This is a genomic window from Parageobacillus sp. G301 (assembly GCF_030268025.1).
Taxonomy (GTDB): Bacteria; Bacillota; Bacilli; order Bacillales; family Anoxybacillaceae; genus Parageobacillus_B; species Parageobacillus_B toebii.
The window spans coordinates 455,838-475,969 of record NZ_BSDB01000001.1 but is presented as its reverse complement, the minus strand read 5'-3'; the positions used below and the strand labels follow the sequence as shown (position 1 = coordinate 475,969).

19 protein-coding genes and 4 pseudogenes are annotated in these 20,132 nt (G+C 37.5%); 9 read left to right on the top strand and 14 right to left on the bottom strand.

Annotated elements, in window-relative coordinates; genetic code table 11:
• Window positions 1–95 precede the first annotated feature (95 nt).
• A complete protein-coding gene (locus QSJ37_RS02600; RefSeq protein WP_285753468.1) occupies window positions 96–914 on the top strand; it encodes an MFS transporter in 819 nt (272 codons plus the stop codon).
• Window positions 915–1,297: 383 nt separating this feature from the next.
• Here the strand turns inward: QSJ37_RS02600 and QSJ37_RS02595 are convergent, their stop codons facing one another.
• The gene (locus QSJ37_RS02595) at window positions 1,298–2,005 is read right to left on the bottom strand and encodes an SAM-dependent methyltransferase (RefSeq protein WP_100660424.1); all 708 of its coding nucleotides are present in this window, start codon (window positions 2,003–2,005) and stop codon (window positions 1,298–1,300) included.
• A 418-nt stretch (window positions 2,006–2,423) separates the two neighbouring features.
• Here QSJ37_RS02595 and QSJ37_RS02590 point away from each other — a divergent pair, with 418 nt between their 5' ends.
• Window positions 2,424–3,044: a LysE family translocator gene (locus tag QSJ37_RS02590; protein WP_285753463.1), complete on the top strand. Its 621-nt coding sequence runs from the start codon at window positions 2,424–2,426 to the stop codon at window positions 3,042–3,044.
• 144 nt (window positions 3,045–3,188) lie between these two features.
• On the opposite strand, the gene QSJ37_RS02585 is transcribed toward QSJ37_RS02590, so the two are convergent.
• The 9 genes and pseudogenes from QSJ37_RS02585 to QSJ37_RS02545 form a co-directional block, all read right to left on the bottom strand.
• Window positions 3,189–3,665: a GNAT family N-acetyltransferase gene (locus QSJ37_RS02585; protein WP_015374860.1), complete on the bottom strand. Its 477-nt coding sequence runs from the start codon at window positions 3,663–3,665 to the stop codon at window positions 3,189–3,191.
• Between the two features lie 342 nt (window positions 3,666–4,007).
• A pseudogene (locus tag QSJ37_RS02580) lies at window positions 4,008–4,115 on the bottom strand (ThiJ/PfpI family protein); the annotation flags it as partial.
• 168 nt (window positions 4,116–4,283) lie between these two features.
• On the bottom strand, window positions 4,284–5,009 hold the full coding sequence (locus tag QSJ37_RS02575; protein WP_129447464.1) for an MOSC domain-containing protein: 726 nt from the start codon (window positions 5,007–5,009) through the stop codon (window positions 4,284–4,286).
• 90 nt (window positions 5,010–5,099) lie between these two features.
• Window positions 5,100–5,699, bottom strand: a complete 600-nt coding sequence (locus QSJ37_RS02570; protein ID WP_097354942.1) for a GNAT family N-acetyltransferase — start codon at window positions 5,697–5,699, stop codon at window positions 5,100–5,102.
• 163 nt (window positions 5,700–5,862) lie between these two features.
• Entirely contained in the window at window positions 5,863–6,381 is a 519-nt protein-coding gene (locus QSJ37_RS02565; RefSeq protein WP_285753453.1) for a GNAT family N-acetyltransferase, read from the bottom strand.
• 236 nt (window positions 6,382–6,617) lie between these two features.
• Entirely contained in the window at window positions 6,618–7,070 is a 453-nt protein-coding gene (locus QSJ37_RS02560; RefSeq protein ID WP_125009841.1) for a GNAT family N-acetyltransferase, read from the bottom strand.
• Between the two features lie 46 nt (window positions 7,071–7,116).
• Window positions 7,117–7,989, bottom strand: coding sequence for an aminoglycoside 6-adenylyltransferase (locus QSJ37_RS02555; protein ID WP_063329935.1), 873 nt, complete (start codon window positions 7,987–7,989; stop codon window positions 7,117–7,119).
• Between the two features lie 299 nt (window positions 7,990–8,288).
• Complete coding sequence (locus QSJ37_RS02550) at window positions 8,289–8,933, bottom strand: hypothetical protein (RefSeq protein ID WP_181556987.1); 645 nt, start codon at window positions 8,931–8,933, stop codon at window positions 8,289–8,291.
• A 593-nt stretch (window positions 8,934–9,526) separates the two neighbouring features.
• Window positions 9,527–9,979, bottom strand: a pseudogene (locus tag QSJ37_RS02545) (Type 1 glutamine amidotransferase-like domain-containing protein); the annotation flags it as partial.
• Window positions 9,980–10,060: 81 nt separating this feature from the next.
• Here QSJ37_RS02545 and QSJ37_RS02540 point away from each other — a divergent pair.
• The 6 genes and pseudogenes from QSJ37_RS02540 to QSJ37_RS02515 all read left to right on the top strand — a co-directional run.
• Window positions 10,061–10,351 carry a transposase gene (locus QSJ37_RS02540; protein WP_011887400.1) on the top strand — a complete coding sequence of 97 codons (291 nt, stop codon included), beginning with the start codon at window positions 10,061–10,063 and terminating at the stop codon, window positions 10,349–10,351.
• Window positions 10,352–10,524: 173 nt separating this feature from the next.
• Window positions 10,525–10,899 carry an IS3 family transposase gene (locus tag QSJ37_RS02535; RefSeq protein WP_285754735.1) on the top strand — a complete coding sequence of 125 codons (375 nt, stop codon included), beginning with the start codon at window positions 10,525–10,527 and terminating at the stop codon, window positions 10,897–10,899.
• Window positions 10,900–11,047: 148 nt separating this feature from the next.
• Window positions 11,048–11,611: pseudogene (locus QSJ37_RS17915) on the top strand (DUF6431 domain-containing protein).
• 142 nt (window positions 11,612–11,753) lie between these two features.
• Window positions 11,754–13,001 (top strand): IS481 family transposase, encoded by a 1,248-nt coding sequence (locus tag QSJ37_RS02525; protein WP_014195809.1) that lies wholly within the window; start codon window positions 11,754–11,756, stop codon window positions 12,999–13,001.
• A complete protein-coding gene (locus QSJ37_RS02520) occupies window positions 12,994–13,794 on the top strand; it encodes an ExeA family protein (protein WP_011229854.1) in 801 nt (266 codons plus the stop codon). The genes QSJ37_RS02525 and QSJ37_RS02520 overlap by 8 nt, the downstream gene beginning before the upstream one ends.
• A 196-nt stretch (window positions 13,795–13,990) precedes the next feature.
• Window positions 13,991–14,359 (top strand): annotated as a pseudogene (locus tag QSJ37_RS02515) (transposase); the annotation flags it as partial.
• Window positions 14,360–14,365: 6 nt separating this feature from the next.
• Here the strand turns inward: QSJ37_RS02515 and QSJ37_RS02510 are convergent.
• Window positions 14,366–14,530, bottom strand: coding sequence for a hypothetical protein (locus QSJ37_RS02510; protein ID WP_199427159.1), 165 nt, complete (start codon window positions 14,528–14,530; stop codon window positions 14,366–14,368).
• A 177-nt stretch (window positions 14,531–14,707) separates the two neighbouring features.
• On the opposite strand from QSJ37_RS02510, the gene QSJ37_RS02505 reads away from it, so the two are divergent.
• Window positions 14,708–15,547, top strand: coding sequence for a hypothetical protein (locus tag QSJ37_RS02505; RefSeq protein ID WP_233414714.1), 840 nt, complete (start codon window positions 14,708–14,710; stop codon window positions 15,545–15,547).
• Window positions 15,548–16,769: 1,222 nt separating this feature from the next.
• Here the strand turns inward: QSJ37_RS02505 and QSJ37_RS02500 are convergent.
• The 3 genes from QSJ37_RS02500 to QSJ37_RS02490 all read right to left on the bottom strand — a co-directional run bounded on the left by QSJ37_RS02500 (window position 16,770) and on the right by QSJ37_RS02490 (window position 19,887).
• Entirely contained in the window at window positions 16,770–17,642 is an 873-nt protein-coding gene (locus QSJ37_RS02500) for an aminoglycoside 6-adenylyltransferase (RefSeq protein ID WP_285754733.1), read from the bottom strand.
• Window positions 17,643–17,941: 299 nt separating this feature from the next.
• Window positions 17,942–18,586, bottom strand: coding sequence for a hypothetical protein (locus QSJ37_RS02495; RefSeq protein ID WP_181556987.1), 645 nt, complete (start codon window positions 18,584–18,586; stop codon window positions 17,942–17,944).
• A gap of 593 nt (window positions 18,587–19,179) precedes the next feature.
• On the bottom strand, window positions 19,180–19,887 hold the full coding sequence (locus QSJ37_RS02490; RefSeq protein WP_285753403.1) for a Type 1 glutamine amidotransferase-like domain-containing protein: 708 nt from the start codon (window positions 19,885–19,887) through the stop codon (window positions 19,180–19,182).
• Between the last annotated feature and the right edge of the window lie 245 nt (window positions 19,888–20,132).

Below are 20,132 nucleotides of genomic sequence, written 5' to 3'. Positions count from 1 at the left end.
AGTTCTTATTCCTCTACATTATTTAACTCTCTTCTAGGAATTATATAGACACTTACTGAGCTAAAGCAGGTATCGGGGCCGGGCTTTATTCCCCGTTGGCCGCTGCAGCTGCCGCATCCCTTGTTCCTGAACAGAAACGCGGCCGCGCTCTTGGTATGACGCTGGGCGGTATGAGTACGGGAACGGTCGTAGGGGTTCCACTTGGATTGATCATTGCTGAACATCTAGATTGGCACGCAACTCTCTGGTTCATCACCGCACTAGGTCTTATCGCCATGATAGGAATTGTCATATGGTTTCCAAGTTTTCCAGTTTCGGCGCCACCATCACTACGTCAACGTGTTGCCATGATGACCAATGGACGGGTGGCAGCAATTGTTGGCATCACTTTTATGACCAGCATTGCCAGCTTGGGTCTCTATACATATATCGCAACCATTTTGGATAATCTGGCAGACATTCCTATCGTTACACCTTATCTTTGGGCATGGGGCATTGGTGGCGTAGTCGGGAGCTTTTCCATTGGCACTTTAATTGACCGAATGGGGCGACCAGACTTGCTTATGGCTGGCATTTTAGCCATAATGGCTTTAGCCATGTTCAGCTTACCATTAGTACTTTCATTTTCGATACTATCATTCCTTCCTTTCATTCTATGGGGGGCGATGGGTTGGGCCTCGCAAGCTCCGCAACAACATGAACTACTTCGCTTACAACCTGATCACGGCGCAGCTGTCGTTGCGTTAAACAGTTCCGCTAATTATTTAGGTAGTGCGATAGGTTCCACACTTGGGGGGGATGGTGATGCTAGCCGGATTGGCACCTTCCCGACTTCCGTTTGCTGCCGGTTGTCTAATATTAGTGACCATATTGGGACAATGGAGGATTGTGTCATCAAAAGAAAGCGTGGATAAGCGAGAAAAAACATGAAAAATCAAATGCAATAAAGACTATCTCAAATTTGACAAAAACACATAAGATGTACCGCCTTTCTACTCAATCCGGTGTCAAAAAAATAAACATGAAATTTCACAGAGACTTGGATATAAAAAATAAACCCCGAGTGGTCTTTTCAAGACCGCTTGGAGTTTTTTCTTAATAAAAGGCTACCCTGAAAATAAACGGTATACAAAGATATGAACCTGATAGTATGGACGAAACAGCTTATTTTAATGCATCGTTGTACCAAAAAATTGGCATGAGTGTCTCTGTCAATGTTTAATGTTGATTTTGTAAAGTATAAAACTGAGGGTGTCCCAAAAGCAATCCCTTTCAGGACACCCCCTTTTAGTTATTTTCACCTCATAATTTTTAACATAGTATTGGTGTTCTTTTGAAATTCATAAGGAACTTTAATTTCTTCTGTAATCCATCCTAAATTGTGTATATCACGGATTAGTTCATCCAAGTATTTATATCTCTCACAAGCAAAGTTAGTTGTAGGAAAAATCCTTATTTCATCTTTGGTTACACGCATAAGTTCTTTTATAGTCTGTAAATGAAATTCATAGTCCAGTTTATCTTCATAAAGAAATAGAAAATTTGCTGAAAGTGTCAAGTCAAACTGCTTATCATCAAACGGTAAGGTCGGTAAAACGGCAGGAATATAACGATTCTTATTCCGTTTCATGTCTGAGATACATTGATTCATTGCTTGTGTTCTTATCTGTTTCAACTCATCAACTGATTTAAAATAATCCCACAAAAAATTTTTTTGAATATCAGCCCTTTCCATGTTAGACATGGTGGTTTCAATATCTTGTAAACCTTTTTGCTCTAATTGTTCAATAGGAAGATAATAAGCAATATCACATGCTGTAACATCCATTCCAAGTTGATTGGATACTGCCGTAAAGGAACATGCCCCAGCAGGGCAATCAAGAATCTTACGCCCCACTAAATCTTCTTTGGTAAGGCCAAACATTCGCATGTATTCATCCCAAGTCCTACCAATAAAGACAATGCGATTTAAATCCCACTTGTTAACTGACTCAACTTTACTCATCTCCACTCACCTTTCTTAACTAATCTGAACTAAGCTCTGTAAATAATATACCAAATATACATAATTTAGCACATATAAAATGCCTCTTTGGTTAAAAACATTAATCTTGCGTTATACTGCTCGTTAGCCAATCATGAAACGATCTTCACCATAGATTAACAAGAAAATCAACATCATTCCTTAACAGAACCTTTAAAGAAGGAGAAAAAGAAGGAGAAATTGCCCCTCACATGTTAACAAATGCGGATGCGCCTCTACATGCTTGATAGCGATGTTTAAATCCGATAAACACTAATTTATATTTTTTATCACCCATTAAGAAGGAATGAAGCAGTTTCCCTCGAAATAAATCAGGAAGACAAATGAAGAAAAAGGAAGCAAAGAATGGTGTCCATTCCATCCAAGAGAGGTGTTGTAAATGGATTTTGCACTAACCATATCCTTTTTAGGAGTAGCTATATTGCTGACGTTAATGCCCGGACCAGATATTTTGTTTGTGATTGCTCAAAGCATTTCACAGAACAAAAAAGCGGGAATCGCAACGGCACTGGGACTTTGTTCAGGCCTTATTGTACATATCACGGCTGCAACGCTTGGGATTTCCACCATCATTTATCAATCCGCTCTGGCTTTTACCGTCATAAAATATACGGGTGCGGCGTATTTGTTGTATTTATCATGGCAATCATTCAAGGAAAAAGAAACAGGCTTTGCTTTTAACAACAAGCCTTTAAAGTATCTATCATTGTATAAAAAAGGAATTCTCATGAATCTGCTTAATCCAAAAGTATCTTTGTTCTTTTTGGCATTGTTGCCTCAATTTGTGAATAAATCGATGGGACACATTACGTTGCAGATGTTTATTTTGGGGATTATTTTTCTGGTTCAGGCTTTAGTGATTTTTATCGCTGTCAGCGTGTTTTCAGAGAAACTGCGCCATGTCCTGCTTACCAATTCGTTCATAGCGAAGCGAATGAACATTGTAAAAGGTTTGTTATTAGGGCTGATTGGTATACAGATTGCGTTTAGTGAAAAGTGAAATCGTTAGAGTGTTATCTTTTAATAAATGTCTCTATTCAATTTCAATGTTGATTTTTAGACCACAGAAAAAGACCGAAATCAATCGGTCTTTTTTGTATGTCCTGTTCAACAGGCGCCAACCGTTAGTTGAACAAGCTCATCATTAAATTAACCTCTTCACAAATAAAACTCTATCTTGATTTGGTCCATCATAATCAGTATGTACAGAAACTCCGTCTACTTTTTTATCTCCGTTTTTTTCGATTTCAAATCCCATTTTCGTATGAAATGCAATGGAAACTTTGTTCACTGGTGAAGTTACACAACGGACGATATTCCGACCATTCTTTTTAACAATATTAAAAAATTCATTGTACAGTCGTTTTCCAATACCGTGTTTCCTATAATCCGGATGAACTCCAACAAAGTGTATATATGCTTCTTCTGGATACGCTTGGGATAGAAAACCTATCAAAAATCCAACGATTTTTCCATCTTTTTCGGCAATGAAACTTGTATTTTGAAAATGGTCGAAGAATAATTTTGGCAATTTATCAGACATTTGTCTTCCGCCCCACCACTCATTGATTAGTGGAGAGATGACATAGTAATCTGACCCTTTCACTGAACGAATTTCCATCTTAATCCCCCTTCATTTGTAAAAGTATGACTATCATAAAAGCAAATTTAGTGCTATTCTTCAACTAACTCGTTAGCCAACCATGAAGCAAGCTTCTCCACAGATGATGGAAGTTAATTCTTTCTTTCATGGAAGTTGAACAAGAACATTTTTTATATTTTCTCATCTTGCAAAAAAGCTTGTAGAATTTTTCCTCAAACTTTTAAAGTCATTGCCACTATTCAACTACAGAACCCCATTAGCGGAATAAACATACTTTCACAAAAGATGACTAAATCCACTTTTCCATGAATATTAATTCATCCGTTTTAAAACCCAATTTTTCATAAAATCCTTGAACTTTACAATTTTGACGGTCCATTCAGGTTCTTTAACACGATTTAATAAATCCCAAGGCAAAAACACATCAATATCGGTAAAATCATCAAAAGCTACAATTGCAATTTCCATTAAATATCCTCCCCAAAATCTTAGCCCTTTTACTTAATATACTCTTCTTCAATCTGTCCTGTTATCCAGCCATAAAGCGAGCTTCCCCACAGATTATGCAAGAAGTTCTATCCTTCCACGGGAGCTTAGTAGAGTTGACATTTGGTTTGATGATGATTTAGCAAAATATCATTCAAGAAGAAAGACTTCATCGCCTACATGAATTTCACCTGTTTTTATAACAGAAGCATAAACGCCAAAATGATTATTTCTTTGTTGTACAAGAGTTTTAAGCAAAGACGAATCTTGTTCTGCATTATCAGGATTAACAGTAATAATCATGCACCGTTCACAATGTCTTTTTAATTGAATCTCCACTTCTCGTCCTATTTTAATCCTTCTGCCAAACCACGTTTCTTCAATAAATGGGACTTTCTCTTTTAATGATATAAGCAAATTAGGGCGAAAACGTTGATAATTGACCTCTTTTCCCCATATTTCTTTTAATTTAAGCAAAGAAGCATCCGTTACCAATTGAATGTGTTCTTCTTCAATTGCCCCTAAAGGTACATAAGAGGGAGTATATTTTACAAGAGAAACTTTCCGTTTCGATTTGTTTTCTATTTCTCTAATTAGGTCTTCATCCCCCCAATCAACAACCTTACCTTCAGGTGTCGTTATTTCGACTCTGGGGTATTCTTCCATTAACTCTTCCCCAACAAATCTTGCTTTATATCGAACCATTTCTGGGAATTGTGTTATTGTTAAAAACTTCCCTGATCTTGTTTCATCTAAAAAAGCATGACTACGGTCGCCATACAAACCATATTCCATTACTTTAGTTTTTTGTACACTCTCTCCACGGAAAGATTTCACAGGGTAACGGACAATTTCCTTGATATGGCCGATTAACATTTCATTCTCTCCTTAAATTAATTTTTGTCTACCAAAATTATACAAAAATCTACTCATTCATCACTTCCGTGACACCACAGATGATAGAAGTTAACTTGTTCTTCCATGAGAGTTGAATAAAGGATTATTCTTTTTAAACTCATTCCATTCCTCACGAAGAATACCCATCCGAATCGAATCATAGTATTCGCCATTATAGTAGCGGCATTTTCTCATTCTCCCTTCTAATCGCATTCCTAATTTTTCCGCACATCTGATCATTCGTGGATTTCCAGACCAAGTTGTAAGCCCTACTCTCTCGATGGTTAGATTTTCAAAGAGATAGTCAATCCATAAAGATAATGCTTCCGTTCCAAATCCACCATTCCAATGTTCAGGAGAATATATGACGATCCCAATTTCAAGCCATCGTGTACGCTTATCCTCCCAATAATAGCTAACCATACCTATAATTTGACCTTGATATTCTATAATCATTTGACTTGGTACATCCCTAAAATTCATTTTTTCTTCCATTCTCTTAGAAAACTTTTCAAAGGTGCAAAATTCAAGCGGATAATAAGGAGCATCGTATTTTTTCCATTCTGGATTCTCCACACCATATATCAGGTTATATAGAATTGGCAAATCATCCTGCGTTGGTGTCCGCAGAGATATTCTTTTTCCTGTCAGCAACAACTTTTGTAACATATATCCACCCCCTATCTTACAGAATTCAACAACCCGTGCTATTATTCCTTTTCTAAAAGGCTCTATTATCGTTAATGGTTGGTTTTCGACCAAATGAAAAAGCCACCTTATGATGTAAGGTAGCTTTTTTGTACATATTTTATTTAAATATCGGACCCTTAGTTCAATAACCCTTCGTTACTTTCTCTAACCCCGAGTATATATAATGGTTCTTACCGAAAATAAATACTTCTTTTTCCTTAGTGAAACCAATCTTCTCTGCCACACGAATGGATGGAACATTTCTTGGATCAATAATACTGATCAGCTTATTTAAACCCAATTTGTAAAACGCATATTCCTTGCACGCTTTGGCTGCTTCTGTTGCGAATCCCTTTGACCAATACTTTTTATTCATGTGATATCCAATCTCCACCTCAATACTGTCATTTATTTTTTGTTTAACAAGACCACAATCACCTATCAATTCATTCGTTTCCTTCAAACAAACCGCCCATAATCCATAACCATCATTCCGATATCTTTCTTGATTTCGTTTAATCCAGTCTTGAGTTTGCTGAATGCTAAAAGGGGCTGGATAAAACTTCATGGTTTCTGGGTCAGAAAAAATATGATGTAGAGGAGTAATATCCTCATCTTTATACTGTCTTAATATCAACCTTTGTGTTTCAAGAACAACCATTTCCCCATACCCTTCCCCTTTTGTTTAATCTCACGTTTTAACTAATATTATTTGATTTAAGATAATGAATTCCTTGCTCCTTCAACCTTTCTGCTCCCTTAGCCAACCATGAAGCAGGCTTCGCCACAGATGATGGAAGGTAACTAGTTCTTCCATGGGAGACAATCATGTCGCATCTATACGGCACCATCAGGAGAATGAAAAAGGATAGCTTAATAAAAAAACTACTGGATACACTAACTGATTTCATAAACTAACCATTCAGACAATTGACCACCCATTTTGTTGTAAAGAGATTGAGCAACCAAATTATCTTTTGCAGTTTCCCATGTCATGTAGGCAAAATCATTCTCTCTTATATAAGACAAGCATGTTTGAAACAGTTTCTCGCCTAGTTTTTGCCCTCTTGCTTCTGGTATCACAAACAAGTCATTTAAAATAGCCATTTTTTTCACCTGAAGAGTGCTAAAGGAGAAATACAAGGTTGCAAAACCTAATAATTTTCCATCTTGTTCTGCAACAAATTGTATTCCACTGGCAGGGTTATCCAATAGATGCTGTATCAATCCTTTCAGTGACTCTTCCGTTGGTTTAGGTCTTTTATAAAAATCCACAATGTATTGATACATTAAATTTAAAAGTTGCGGAATATCCTCTCGATTAGCTGTTCTTATAGCTAAATCCCTCATCTCTTTTCCCCTCCATTTGTATCTTTATGTATAAAGGAATTTAATCTTAAAAAATTGATTTTGCATCTTGCGGCAATTCTTTTACGTGTTTTAGAAACTCTAATGCTCTTTTACATTCTTCTTCAGGAAAGTGAAAACCATATACTTGTCCAACATGTTCAGCCGTTTTTTTGAATAAGTCATGAAATAAGAATAACGAATTCCAAATATTATCATAATTAGCATCCGTATACGTCTTCTCAAAGTCATTCCAAATTTCAGGCTCCAAGAACTTTTTTAAATGCCTTCCTCCCTTTCCAATCGAGTATTTATAATCTGTTTTAATCCCTATATGCCATTCAAGCATTTGAATTAATGGCTCACGTAAAACAATATCTATTAAACGCATTAACAATGGTAATTCTTGTCTCCAAATGGTTTTTGGAATATGGGATCCTAATCCCCATATAAAACTATTACAACAATCGTTATATAATTTTTCCGTTGGTTTTTTTATAAGATAACTTTGTTCACTTGGAGGTGGGATATCTGGAATATTGTGGTCTTTGTCTAGTAGAACCTTTGTCAAACTATCCTTAATTAGTTCATCCACTTTACTAGTGTGCATAAAATGCATATCAATTCGGTTTCCATCCATAAATTGCATTAAATATGTATAACGGCCATCGCCAATGGGAGGTGGAAAAATTTTATCTTCAGGTTTTTCCATAAGCATTACTTCCCCAAAGCGAGACAAAATATAGTTTTCATCTTTAAATGGTTCAACATCTGTAACTAAATATACAATATCATAATCTTGAAATATATCTTTATTTATATTTGGATTTACACGAGAACCGTTCATTAGCACTCCACGTATACGATGATCTTGCTTAGCAAATGTTATGATTAAATCCAACATTTCTTGTTCTGTTCTCATTTTCACATATGTCACCCTTTCCTACGATACGAACGGTCTCCATATTTTCTTTTTAGCATTCCTATCCCCCAAAGTTAAGAAGTAATATCCTAATTATACCATCCAAAGATTATATTTTTTATTGAACTAAACTGCTTCGTTAGCCACCCATGCATCGGCGGCACCATCAGAAGGATGAAAATGCTAATTTTCAGACTTACCTACCATACGTCAAATCATCAGGCCCATGATGTCTATCAAAGGGAAATTTACAAAATAATTTGGACTTGACTTTTTATAAATATGCTCTTTAGAATTTGTTAAAAGGTCTTGTGCCATTCTTTATCATCTAATGGTACACCTTTTTTAACATAACTAATGGAAATCATTCCATGTTTTAATCCAGCGTTCTTTTGAATAAATGATACAATCTCATTAAAAATTTCTTCATCCTTTTTAGCCGGCTTTCTAGGTACAGATATGATAATAGTAGGTGCCGCATCGTATTCTTTATAACTACTTGGCTCATTTGGATTAACGTTATATGTTATTCCGGTCCTTTCGTCATAATCTACCCACAATTTGTCCAACGCTCCAAGTTTTTGCTCAATATAAGGACGTATATTGTTTTCTAATTCCTTTTCCCACTTCTCCGCAATATAGGAGTCTTCCATCTGTTTTGTTTCTTCATTGTAGTAGACTAAAAACTGTGTATGATCCTTTTTGTTCTCTGCTTTAGCAGCGTAATCAAATGTTGGGAAGTTGCCCATATTATCAAATAGTGTGTCATAAATAACAATTTCATCTTTAAATGTATTTTTTATATATTCCTGTGCTTGTATTTTTACCTTTTTCACTTCATCCTCATCTGGCTTCATGCTTTGTACAAATGCGAAAGCAAAAAGCCCTATACCTAATGCGAATATGCCGAATACACCGATACCAATTTTTATTTTTTTATTCATAATAATCCTCCTTGAATTGTTTTGTTAATTATAACATAATTTCCATTTTTCTGATATTTATTCTTAAATTAAACTGCTCTTCACTTCAATAAAAAAGGCATTACTTCCTGTTTATTGAAGTAATGCTCTCGTTCGCCACCCATGCCGTATTTCGCGACACCAAAGACGGTGGTGGGAATTGAGTAAGAAAAGAATGATGTCTCTTTTTGATTCCTTTTGTGGCAGAAGTATCAATTCTTTTTTATCTTACTGTTTCTTTCTCAATGTGTGTTCACTTTGACTTTAAGTTCTTATTTCCTCTACATTATTCTTGATAATTCATTCCCTCATTCTCATACGTGTGAATAGCTCTTTGTTTGAATTCCTCCGTATAACGGTGAAATGTTTGTCCTTTTCGTGCCATAAAAAATCCCCTCCAAATATAGTGTAACACCCAACTATTAAAAATGGGCTTTTTACACTGTCTGCTTAAAGGGGATAATATCATCAATCGGTCTTTTTTGTATGTCCTGTTCAACTAACACTAACCGTTAGCCAACCATAAAGTGAGCTTCACCACAGATGTTGAAGTTAATTCGTTCTTCCATATCGGCTTAATAGGAACCTAAAAAATTCGTCTGAAGCTCTTCCTCTATCACCTTCATCACCTTGTTATCCAAATAAACTTTATAAGCCTTTGCCTTTGGTCTAGAACTAACTATATTACTTATGTTTTGTTCGATATAGTGGATGGCAACTCCGTCATCCGCTGCAATACCAGCTTGTATGGCTCCAGAATAAATTAGTTTATGATATGAATGCCTTATGTCTAACTCTCCATCATAATGCGGACAATGACTGCCTTTTAGAAAGCCTAAGCATTTCATTGCTTCTAATTCCTCTCCAAATGAATCTGTGACGCCTTCCTCGAACCAACATATAGAACCAGCACTAATGCCGGCTAAAACAATTCCTTGGTTCCAAGCTTTTCTCAAAATATCATCTAACCCCCACTCTTTCCATAAAACTAATAAGTTTCTTGTATTTCCCCCACCGACATATATAATATGATGTTAGTCTAAAAAGTGGACACAGAGAACAGAGAGACTATAATAAACTTAATTCCAATCGGTTCGAGGTGTCCAATCATGAAAAAGAGAACATTTGATCAAGAATACAAGATTCAAGCCGTTGAGTTATGCTTGGAGGGGGACAAGTCCATCGCCCAAGTGGCAAAAGAATTAGGATTGGCATACAACACTCTTCACCGTTGGGTTAAAGAATACAAAGAAAGCAATGGCACAAGCTTTGTAGGTTCAGGAAACATCAAGCCACAAAATCAAGAAATCATCGAGCTACGCCGTCGCAATCAAGAGCTGGAAGAGGAATTAGCGATTTTAAAAAAGGCGTTAGGCATCTTCACCAGAAACCAAAAGTAATTTACGCGTTCATTTTTCAACATCGAAATGAATTTCTTGTTGTGAAGATGTGTCAAATGCTCGGTGTTTCAAGAAGTGGGTATTACGACTGGCTCAAGCGCGCGAAAAGTAAACAGAAAGAACAAAAAGAACAAAAAGAACAAAAAGAACAAAAAGAACAACTCACTTAACAGATTCGGAATGAGTATCTCAAGTCACGCAAGATTTACGGAAGTCCGAAAATTACGCAAGAACTACGCAAACAAGGGACTTGTGTGTCTCAAAAGACAGTCGCTCGTATCATGAGTGAAGAAGGATTGAGATCGATTACGGTGCGTAAATACAAGGCAACGGCCAATAGTAATCACCCTTACAACGTGTATGCGAATCTGTTGGAACAGAACTTCCAAGCAACGGCTCCCAATGAAGTATGGATGGCCGATATCACGTACATTCCTACTGATGAAGGATGGTTGTATGTAGCGAGCATCATGGATTTATATACACGAAAGATCGTAGGTTGGTATATCGATACACGAATGACCAAAGAGTTAGTCATCAAAGTGTAAATTATCACTTTATTTCCGCACAAAAAAGACTCTTTTTTGCACATTCCTTCGGAATATCCCTCTCCCCCTTTCCGAAAGAATGTGCTAAATTTTTTGTGAATTATTTCGGAATGGGACATGGGTGATTTCCAGAGGGGGGGACGAGGACGTGATTCGGTTTCATGACTTTCAGGTCGATGTCCAGACATATGCCCAGCGGGGAAAACAAAACGACTTTCCCCTTCTTAAGCGGTGCCCTCATTGCCAGGCAAAACGACCTCTTTATCGCCATGGGTACTACGAACGAAATGCCGTGACGTCGCATCAGTCTTATCGCATTTGGATCGCTCGGTATCGCTGCCCGGAGTGCAGGAGGACGGTGGCCGTGTTGCCTTCATTTCTTCTCCCCTATTTTCAGTATACGTTGCCCACCATATGGAGAGTGGTGAAAGAACGGTTGGGCCTGACTCCGAAACGGGGGATGGAGGAGGCTCCACTCCTTCCTACGGATGAAGGGGTTTTATTTTATGTCCGACGTTTATTCTGAAATTTGAACCACCTTCATTGGTTTTTTGCGGAGCGGTGGAGAAAAATTGGTCCTGCCATCGTCCAAGCGAGAGAACGAGCCCTATGGTGGATCCAGACGATGGAGGAGATCGGCCTCTTTTTCGTCATCCAAGAGATATGGGAGCACCGATCGATGCATCTTTTTGCACGTACATTCAGTTCCTGATTTTACTTATATCCCCTTATATGGAATCATTTATAGATTCCACAAACCTTTCCTCTCGACGGTCGGGGGAATGATCCGATAGGATAGAGACAGGATGGACCGATAAGGTCCTAGAATGGGATGAACGAAGGAGGAGATCGAAATGAATGAGTCGATGAGACAGGAGATCGCTTTATTTCGGTATGGATTGATCGCTCCATTGGTGAATGGACAAGTCGATCCAAAAACGTACTTGAAGGAAGTAGCGGAACGGATCCATCAAGTTCCCCACCATGGAGAGAAACGCATCGCCGCCAAAACGATCCTCGACTGGTGCACGCAGTACAAAAAAGGGGGCTTTGAGGCGCTGAAGCCGAAACGACGGTCGGACCGTGGCCATTCCCGGAGACTGTCACCTGAAGAAGAGGATCACATTTTAGCCCTGAGAAAAAAACACCCCCACATGCCCGTGACGGTGTTTTACCAACACCTTATCGAGCAGGGGGAAATCCAATCCATCTCTTATTTCACTATATACCGACTTTTAAAAAAATACAACCTCGTGGGGAAAGAAATTTTACCGATTCCTGAACGAAAACGATTCGCGTACGATCAGGTCAATGAGCTCTGGCAAGGTGATTTGTCCCATGGCCCGTTGATTCGCGTGAATGGCAAAACGCAAAAAACGTTTTTGATTGCCTATATCGATGACTGCTCGCGGGTCGTACCGTACGCTCAGTTTTTCTCTTCCGAGAAATTTGACGGGTTGCGGATCGTAACCAAGGAAGCGCTGCTTCGATACGGAAAGCCGAAGCGAATTTACTCGGATAACGGCAAGATTTATCGGGCGGAACCCTTGCAGTACGCCTGCGCGGAGTTAGGGATCACCTTGATCCATACCCAGCCGTACGATCCGCAAAGCAAAGGGAAAATCGAACGATTTTTCCGCACCGTACAGACGCGGTTTTACCCGTTGCTCGAAATGAATTCACCGAAGTCGCTCGAAGAGCTAAACGAGCGATTTTGGAAGTGGTTGGAGGAAGATTACCATCGAAAACCGCATGCCTCGTTGAACGGGAAGACGCCACATGAAGTGTTTCAATCGCAAGTCCATTTGGTGTCGTTCGTCGAGGATTCGGATTGGCTCGACTCGATCTTTTTGAAACGCGAATACCGTAAAGTGAAGGCCGATGGTACGGTCACGTTGAACAAGCAGCTGTATGAAGTTCCGCCCCGGTTCATCGGACAATCGATCGAACTCCGTTATGATGAACAAGGCGTGTATGTGTATGAAGACGGTCAACGGGTCGCCGAAGCGGTCCTTGTTCGCTTCGAGGACAATGCCTATGTGAAACGCCATCGGTCACCGTTTGCGACGGTTCCGGTAGAGGGAGGCGAAAACGATGTATAAAACGTTTTATTCCCTTTCCCGAGAGCCGTTTTCGAAGGAGACGAATCCACCAGAGGCTTATCAAGGGGCCTCGTATCAAGAGGCCCTCGCCGCTTTGGACTACGTGAAACGAACAAGAGGGATCGGGCTATTGATTGGTGAACCAGGGGCCGGCAAGACATTCGCCCTTCGGGCGTTTAAGGAATCCCTGAATCCGTCACTGTATCACGTCGTTTATTTTCCATTGTCAACGGGAAGCGTGATGGACTTTTATCGCGGCCTTGCCTTCGGGCTCGGGGAAGAGCCGAAGTACCGTAAGGTCGACTTGTTTTATCAAATCCAACAAGGGATCGAGCGCTTGTATCATGAACAACGGGTAACGTCAGTGTTCATCCTCGATGAAATGCATTTAGCGAAGGATGCCTTTCTGCAGGATATCGCGATCCTGTTCAACTTTCACATGGACTCAACGAATCCGTTTGTCTTGATTTTGGCGGGGCTGCCCCATTTACAGGCAAAACTACGGTTGAATCAACACCGTCCGCTTCACCAACGAATCATCATGCGATACCAGATGGGGCCTCTTGATAAGGAAGAAGTGGTAGGATATATCGAACACCGCCTGAAACAGGCGGGGGCGAAACACCCGATTTTTACCCCAGCTGCCTTAGAAGCGATCGCCCTGCAGTCGCAGGGGTGGCCGCGGATCATCAACAACCTCGCCACCACTTGCCTGTTATACGGCGCTCAATTAAAAAAACATATGATTGACGAAGACATTGTGCGTATGGCAGCCGAAGAAATGGGGTACTGACACAGCTGGGGCTGATCGGCCCCTGTTATGTTTCATCCCGATCCATCCTCATTCTAGTTAATCATCCGAAATAATGTGCAAACGTTCGGAAATAATCTGCAAAACCTGGAATAATTCGCAAAGATTTTGCACATTATTTCCGAATCCGTCCGAAATAATTTGAAAAAGGGATTCTGAAATAATGTGCTAATTTACAATCAAAGCCTTACAACGAGCGTTAAACAGCGAGAAACCAACAGGAAGAGTGATTCACCACTCGGATCGTGGAAGCCAGTATGCGTCGAATGATTATCAACAACTGTTACAAGAGCATCATTTTCAAGTCAGTATGTCGAGATGTGGGAACTGTTACGACAACGCTTGTATGGAGTCGTTTCATAGCTTAATCAAGAAAGAATGCATTGATCCCAATCGATTCCGTACGCGAAAAGAAGCGAAACAAGCCATTTTTGAGTACATCGAATGTTTCTACAACCGAAAAAGGAGTCATTCCGCTCTTGGCTATGTATCGCCATGTGAATTTGAGGCTGCTTACTACGCTAACCAGAGAAAAGTAGCTGCCTAAGTTCAGCTATTTCTCTCTGTTTAACGTGTCCATTTTCTTGACATAATACCAGTTCTCCTTCAATAATGCTTGAAGATATTGTTTACGTTGAACAGATCCTTGTATCTCTACTCTATTTTTTTGTTTCAACTCTTCTGTTTCATCGAGTTCAAACGAAATACCTATTTCCAATAAAAACTCATCCTATTAAGGATATGCTAAATCATATTTGATAGAAATACTTATAACTATTTTAAATTTTATAACTGAATATTAAAACAAGTAAAAATATTCATGTTTTTTATTTACAACAAATACTATAAATGTTATATTATGAGGTATAAAAATATTTAAAAGGAGGAAATTAATTTGAAAAAAAATAAAATTTCATTATTTAGTTTGGTATTTAGTTTGGTGTTCCTTTTTTCATTATTTTCCTTCAATGATTTTAGTTCCGCGAAAGAAGTAAAGGATGAAACAAAAACTGAAAAATTAACAAAACAAGAAAGAAAATATTTAAAAGAGGTAACAGGACATACTGAAGAAGAAATAGATATGTTACCTTTAGAAGTTGCAAAACAACTAATTAAAGATAAAGCTGTCATCAAAGATTCAAAAACTGAAATATTTTCGTTTGAAGATGAAGGGAATAATTCTGGTGATTTCACAACGATGGGTACAATTTCTTCCTCCACGATGAAATTATGGGGTACAGTTTATAAAGTAACCTCTGATCGGGCAAACAACGATAAATTTTATATCTACGCTAATTTTCAATGGCTGAAATCACCTTTTTACGAACTTGTTGATAAAATGACTTTCGGTTTTCCTTCGAGTGCAGGATTTTATCTTCCAACTAGTAATGGATCAGTAACACAACATCAACATAGATATAGTCAAGATCCACAAGGTAATGGGAACTGGGTAGATTATGCAATTGATTACACTCCTAGTGATTGGGAACCAAATGCTGGAGTTGCTGGTGAATTTGACTTAAGAAGCTCTACAGAATTTACTTTACACAAAGGATATATGGGACAATATGTTTATGTACCAACATCAAAAAATGGTACAATTAATATTAAAATTCAATATGGACACAAATTATATTCCGGTCAACCTAGTGTATCAGTATATCCAGCAGGATTATCAATAACCCCAACATCTTCAGTAGATACTGCTTCTTACGCTTTAACACTAACTTATTAGTAGATCTTATACTTCCTACATTTGTTATCTTGTTAGAGAAAAGAATAAAAATTAAAATATTTTAATAACTTTTGTATTAATCTATACTTAACAAGTAAAAGGGAGTTCTTTAAATGGAATATATATACTTACTTGTTTTACCAATAATAGGTGTTTTGTGGTTTTTAAATTTAGCAAGCTTTTTAAAAAATTTACACAGTAATGGAAACACACTTAATCAAACAATACTAGGTGCCGTATTAACCTTTATCTTTACTTTTCTATTTATGTACGGGTTTTTAGGAACGCATTAATTATTCAAACACCTCCTGTACAAAAAGGATCGAACTACCCCCACTTACCGGCTAATGGACGATGGAAGTGGGGGATTCTTGTTTGTTTCCTTTGGCCGTTGTTGCTCAAAGGAAACAAGCCGCCCTCCTCTGTTCAACAAGGGAAGTAGCCATATAGGGATGTCCAAAGTGTCCCTTACGGAGGACACTATATACCTGCTAATACAGCACATATAGAAGGTACACCATCTTCCCTCGTAGGCATCCAAAGAACTCATTGCAATACACCATGTTAAAGCTGGCGATATCATCTGCTTTTTAATTGCTTGCTGCGACTGGAATGCACAGACAGGAAGTTGTTGATTTGAAGCGGGAGAAGGTTGATTTTAACAATAAAACAATCCAAATATATGAAAAAGTTAATAATAAGGAACGGCTTTTTCCTCACTTTTTACTGCCAATAAATACTAATACTCAAAGAGTTGAATCACCTTGGATCTTTATCACTAGTCATCAAATCGGCGTGTTAGAAAGGAACAGAAATTAAAGAATTTCTGGATTTTCTAAATATGAAAACATTAAACTCTCATCAAAAGAGATGTTTTCTGCGGGATAAGGAGCACAATTTAGCAATTAAGCATATGCATCTATTTCTGTTATAAATTTATAACTTTATAGGCGGTCATGATAGACTATCTTGCCTGTGAAACCATATATAATTTATTTCCCCTTTTACGTAGAATCATGACCGCAGATGCTCCATATCAAGTAATGTGGCGTATGAGTTAATATTCAATGAAACGGATACTCTTATTTGTCATTTGATACATTCATTTTTTAACTGCTAAAAACAATTATCTGTATAAATTGCAAAGCTGCGGAATATCTTCTTGATTCGCTGTTCTTATCGCTACATCTCCCATCTCTTTTCCCCTCCATCGTATCTTTATTTAAAAGATTGATTTTGCATCTTGCGGCAAGTCTTTTACGTGTTTTAGAAACTCTAATGCTCTTTTACATTCTTCTTCAGGAAACGGAAAACCATATACTTGCCCAACATGTTTAGCTGTTTTTTTGAATAAGTCATGAAATAAAAATAACGAATCCCAAATATTATCATAATTCGCATTTGTATACGTCTTCTCAAAGTCATTCCAAATTTCAGGCTCTAAGAACTTTTTTAAATGTCTTCCCCCTTTTCCAATTGAGTATTTATAATCTGTTTTAATTCCTATATGCCACTCAAGCATTTGAATTAATGGCTCACGTAAAACAACATCTATTAAACGCATTAACAATGGTAATTCTTGTCTCCAAATAGTTTTTGGAATATGAGATCCTAATCCCCATATAAAACTATTACAACAATCGTTATATAATTTTTCCGTTGGTTTTTTTATAAGATAACTTTGTTCACTTGGAGGTGGGATATCTGGAATATTGTGGTCTTTGTCTAGTAGAACCTTTGTCAAACTATCCTTAATTAGTTCATCCACTTTACTAGTGTGCATAAAATGCATATCAATTCGGTTTCCATCCATAAATTGCATTAAATATGTATAACGGCCATCGCCAATGGGAGGTGGAAAAATTTTATCTTCAGGTTTTTCCATAAGCATTACTTCCCCAAAGCGAGACAAAATATAGTTTTCATCTTTAAATGGTTCAACATCTGTAACTAAATATACAATATCATAATCTTGAAATATATCTTTATTTATATTTGGATTTACACGAGAACCGTTCATTAGCACTCCACGTATACGATGATCTTGCTTAGCAAATGTTATGATTAAATCCAACATTTCTTGTTCTGTTCTCATTTTCACATATGTCACCCCTTCCTTCGATACGAACGGTCTCCATATTTTCTTTTTAGCATTCCTATCCCCCAAAGTTAAGAAGTAATATCCTAATTATACCATCCAAAGATTATATTTTTTATTGAACTAAACTGCTTCGTTAGCCACCCATGCATCGGCGGCACCATCAGAAGGATGAAAATGCTAATTTTCAGACTTACCTACCATACGTCAAATCATCAGGCCCATGATGTCTATCAAAGGGAAATTTACAAAATAATTTGGACTTGACTTTTTATAAATATGCTCTTTAGAATTTGTTAAAAGGTCTTGTGCCATTCTTTATCATCTAATGGTACACCTTTTTTAACATAACTAATGGAAATCATTCCATGTTTTAATCCAGCGTTCTTTTGAATAAATGATACAATCTCATTAAAAATTTCTTCATCCTTTTTAGCCGGCTTTCTAGGTACAGATATGATAATAGTAGGTGCCGCATCGTATTCTTTATAACTACTTGGCTCATTTGGATTAACGTTATATGTTATTCCGGTCCTTTCGTCATAATCTACCCACAATTTGTCCAACGCTCCAAGTTTTTGCTCAATATAAGGACGTATATTGTTTTCTAATTCCTTTTCCCACTTCTCCGCAATATAGGAGTCTTCCATCTGTTTTGTTTCTTCATTGTAGTAGACTAAAAACTGTGTATGATCCTTTTTGTTCTCTGCTTTAGCAGCGTAATCAAATGTTGGGAAGTTGCCCATATTATCAAATAGTGTGTCATAAATAACAATTTCATCTTTAAATGTATTTTTTATATATTCCTGTGCTTGTATTTTTACCTTTTTCACTTCATCCTCATCTGGCTTCATGCTTTGTACAAATGCGAAAGCAAAAAGCCCTATACCTAATGCGAATATGCCGAATACACCGATACCAATTTTTATTTTTTTATTCATAATAATCCTCCTTGAATTGTTTTGTTAATTATAACATAATTTCCATTTTTCTGATATTTATTCTTAAATTAAACTGCTCTTCACTTCAATAAAAAAGGCATTACTTCCTGTTTATTGAAGTAATGCTCTCGTTCGCCACCCATGCCGTATTTCGCGACACCAAAGACGGTGGTGGGAATTGAGTAAGAAAAGAATGATGTCTCTTTTTGATTCCTTTTGTGGCAGAAGTATCAATTCTTTTTTATCTTACTGTTTCTTTCTCAATGTGTGTTCACTTTGACTTTAAGTTCTTATTTCCTCTACATTATTCTTGATAATTCATTCCCTCATTCTCATACGTGTGAATAGCTCTTTGTTTGAATTCCTCCGTATAACGGTGAAATGTTTGTCCTTTTCGTGCCATAAAAAATCCCCTCCAAATATAGTGTAACACCCAACTATTAAAAATGGGCTTTTTACACTGTCTGCTTAAAGGGGATAATATCATCAATCGGTCTTTTTTGTATGTCCTGTTCAACTAACACTAACCGTTAGCCAACCATAAAGTGAGCTTCACCACAGATGTTGAAGTTAATTCGTTCTTCCATATCGGCTTAACAGGAACCTAAAAAATTTGTCTGAAGCTCTTCCTCTATCACCTTCATCACCTTGTTATCCAAATAAACTTTATAAGCCTTTGCCTTTGGTCTAGAACTAACTATATTACTTATGTTTTGTTCAATATAATGGATGGCAACTCCATCATCTGCTGCAATACCAGCTTGTATGGCTCCAGAATAAATTAGTTTATGATATGAATGCCTTATGTCTAACTCTCCATCATAATGCGGACAATGACTGCCTTTTAGAAAGCCTAAGCATTTCATTGCTTCTAATTCCTCTCCAAATGAATCTGTGACGCCTTCCTCGAACCAACATATAGAACCAGCACTAATGCCGGCTAAAACAATCCCTTGGTTCCAAGCTTTTCTTAAAATATCATCTAACCCCCACTCTTTCCATAAAACTAATAAGTTTCTTGTATTTCCCCCACCGACATATATAATATCCTTCTCCAGTATAAACCCCTCTAAATCTCTTGTTGGCGGTTTAAATAAAGATAAATGAGAAGGTTTGCAATTTTGTTTATTAAAGAAGTTATAATACCTTGATATATAATGATCTGAATCCCCGCTAGCAGTGGGGATAAAACAAATCTTTGGAGTAGTTTTTTTTGTTTGTTTCAATATGTACAAATCCAATAACGGGTTATCCGGTTCCATTGAGAACCCTCCGCCGCCTAGAGCAATGATTTGTCGCATCTTATTCCTTCCTTTCTAAAAAGAACTATTTTCCACACCGATAATTTCTACAAATTAAAATCAAATCCTTTTTCAACTAACCTTCCCTATTAGCCACCCATGTCGCATTTCACAGCACCACAGATGATGCAAGAAATTCTATTCTTCCATGGAAGACAACAGTACCGCATAATTGCGACACCATCAGCAAGGATGAAAATATTCACTTTCAGGATAGACTTCCATGCCGCGTTGCGTCATCAACA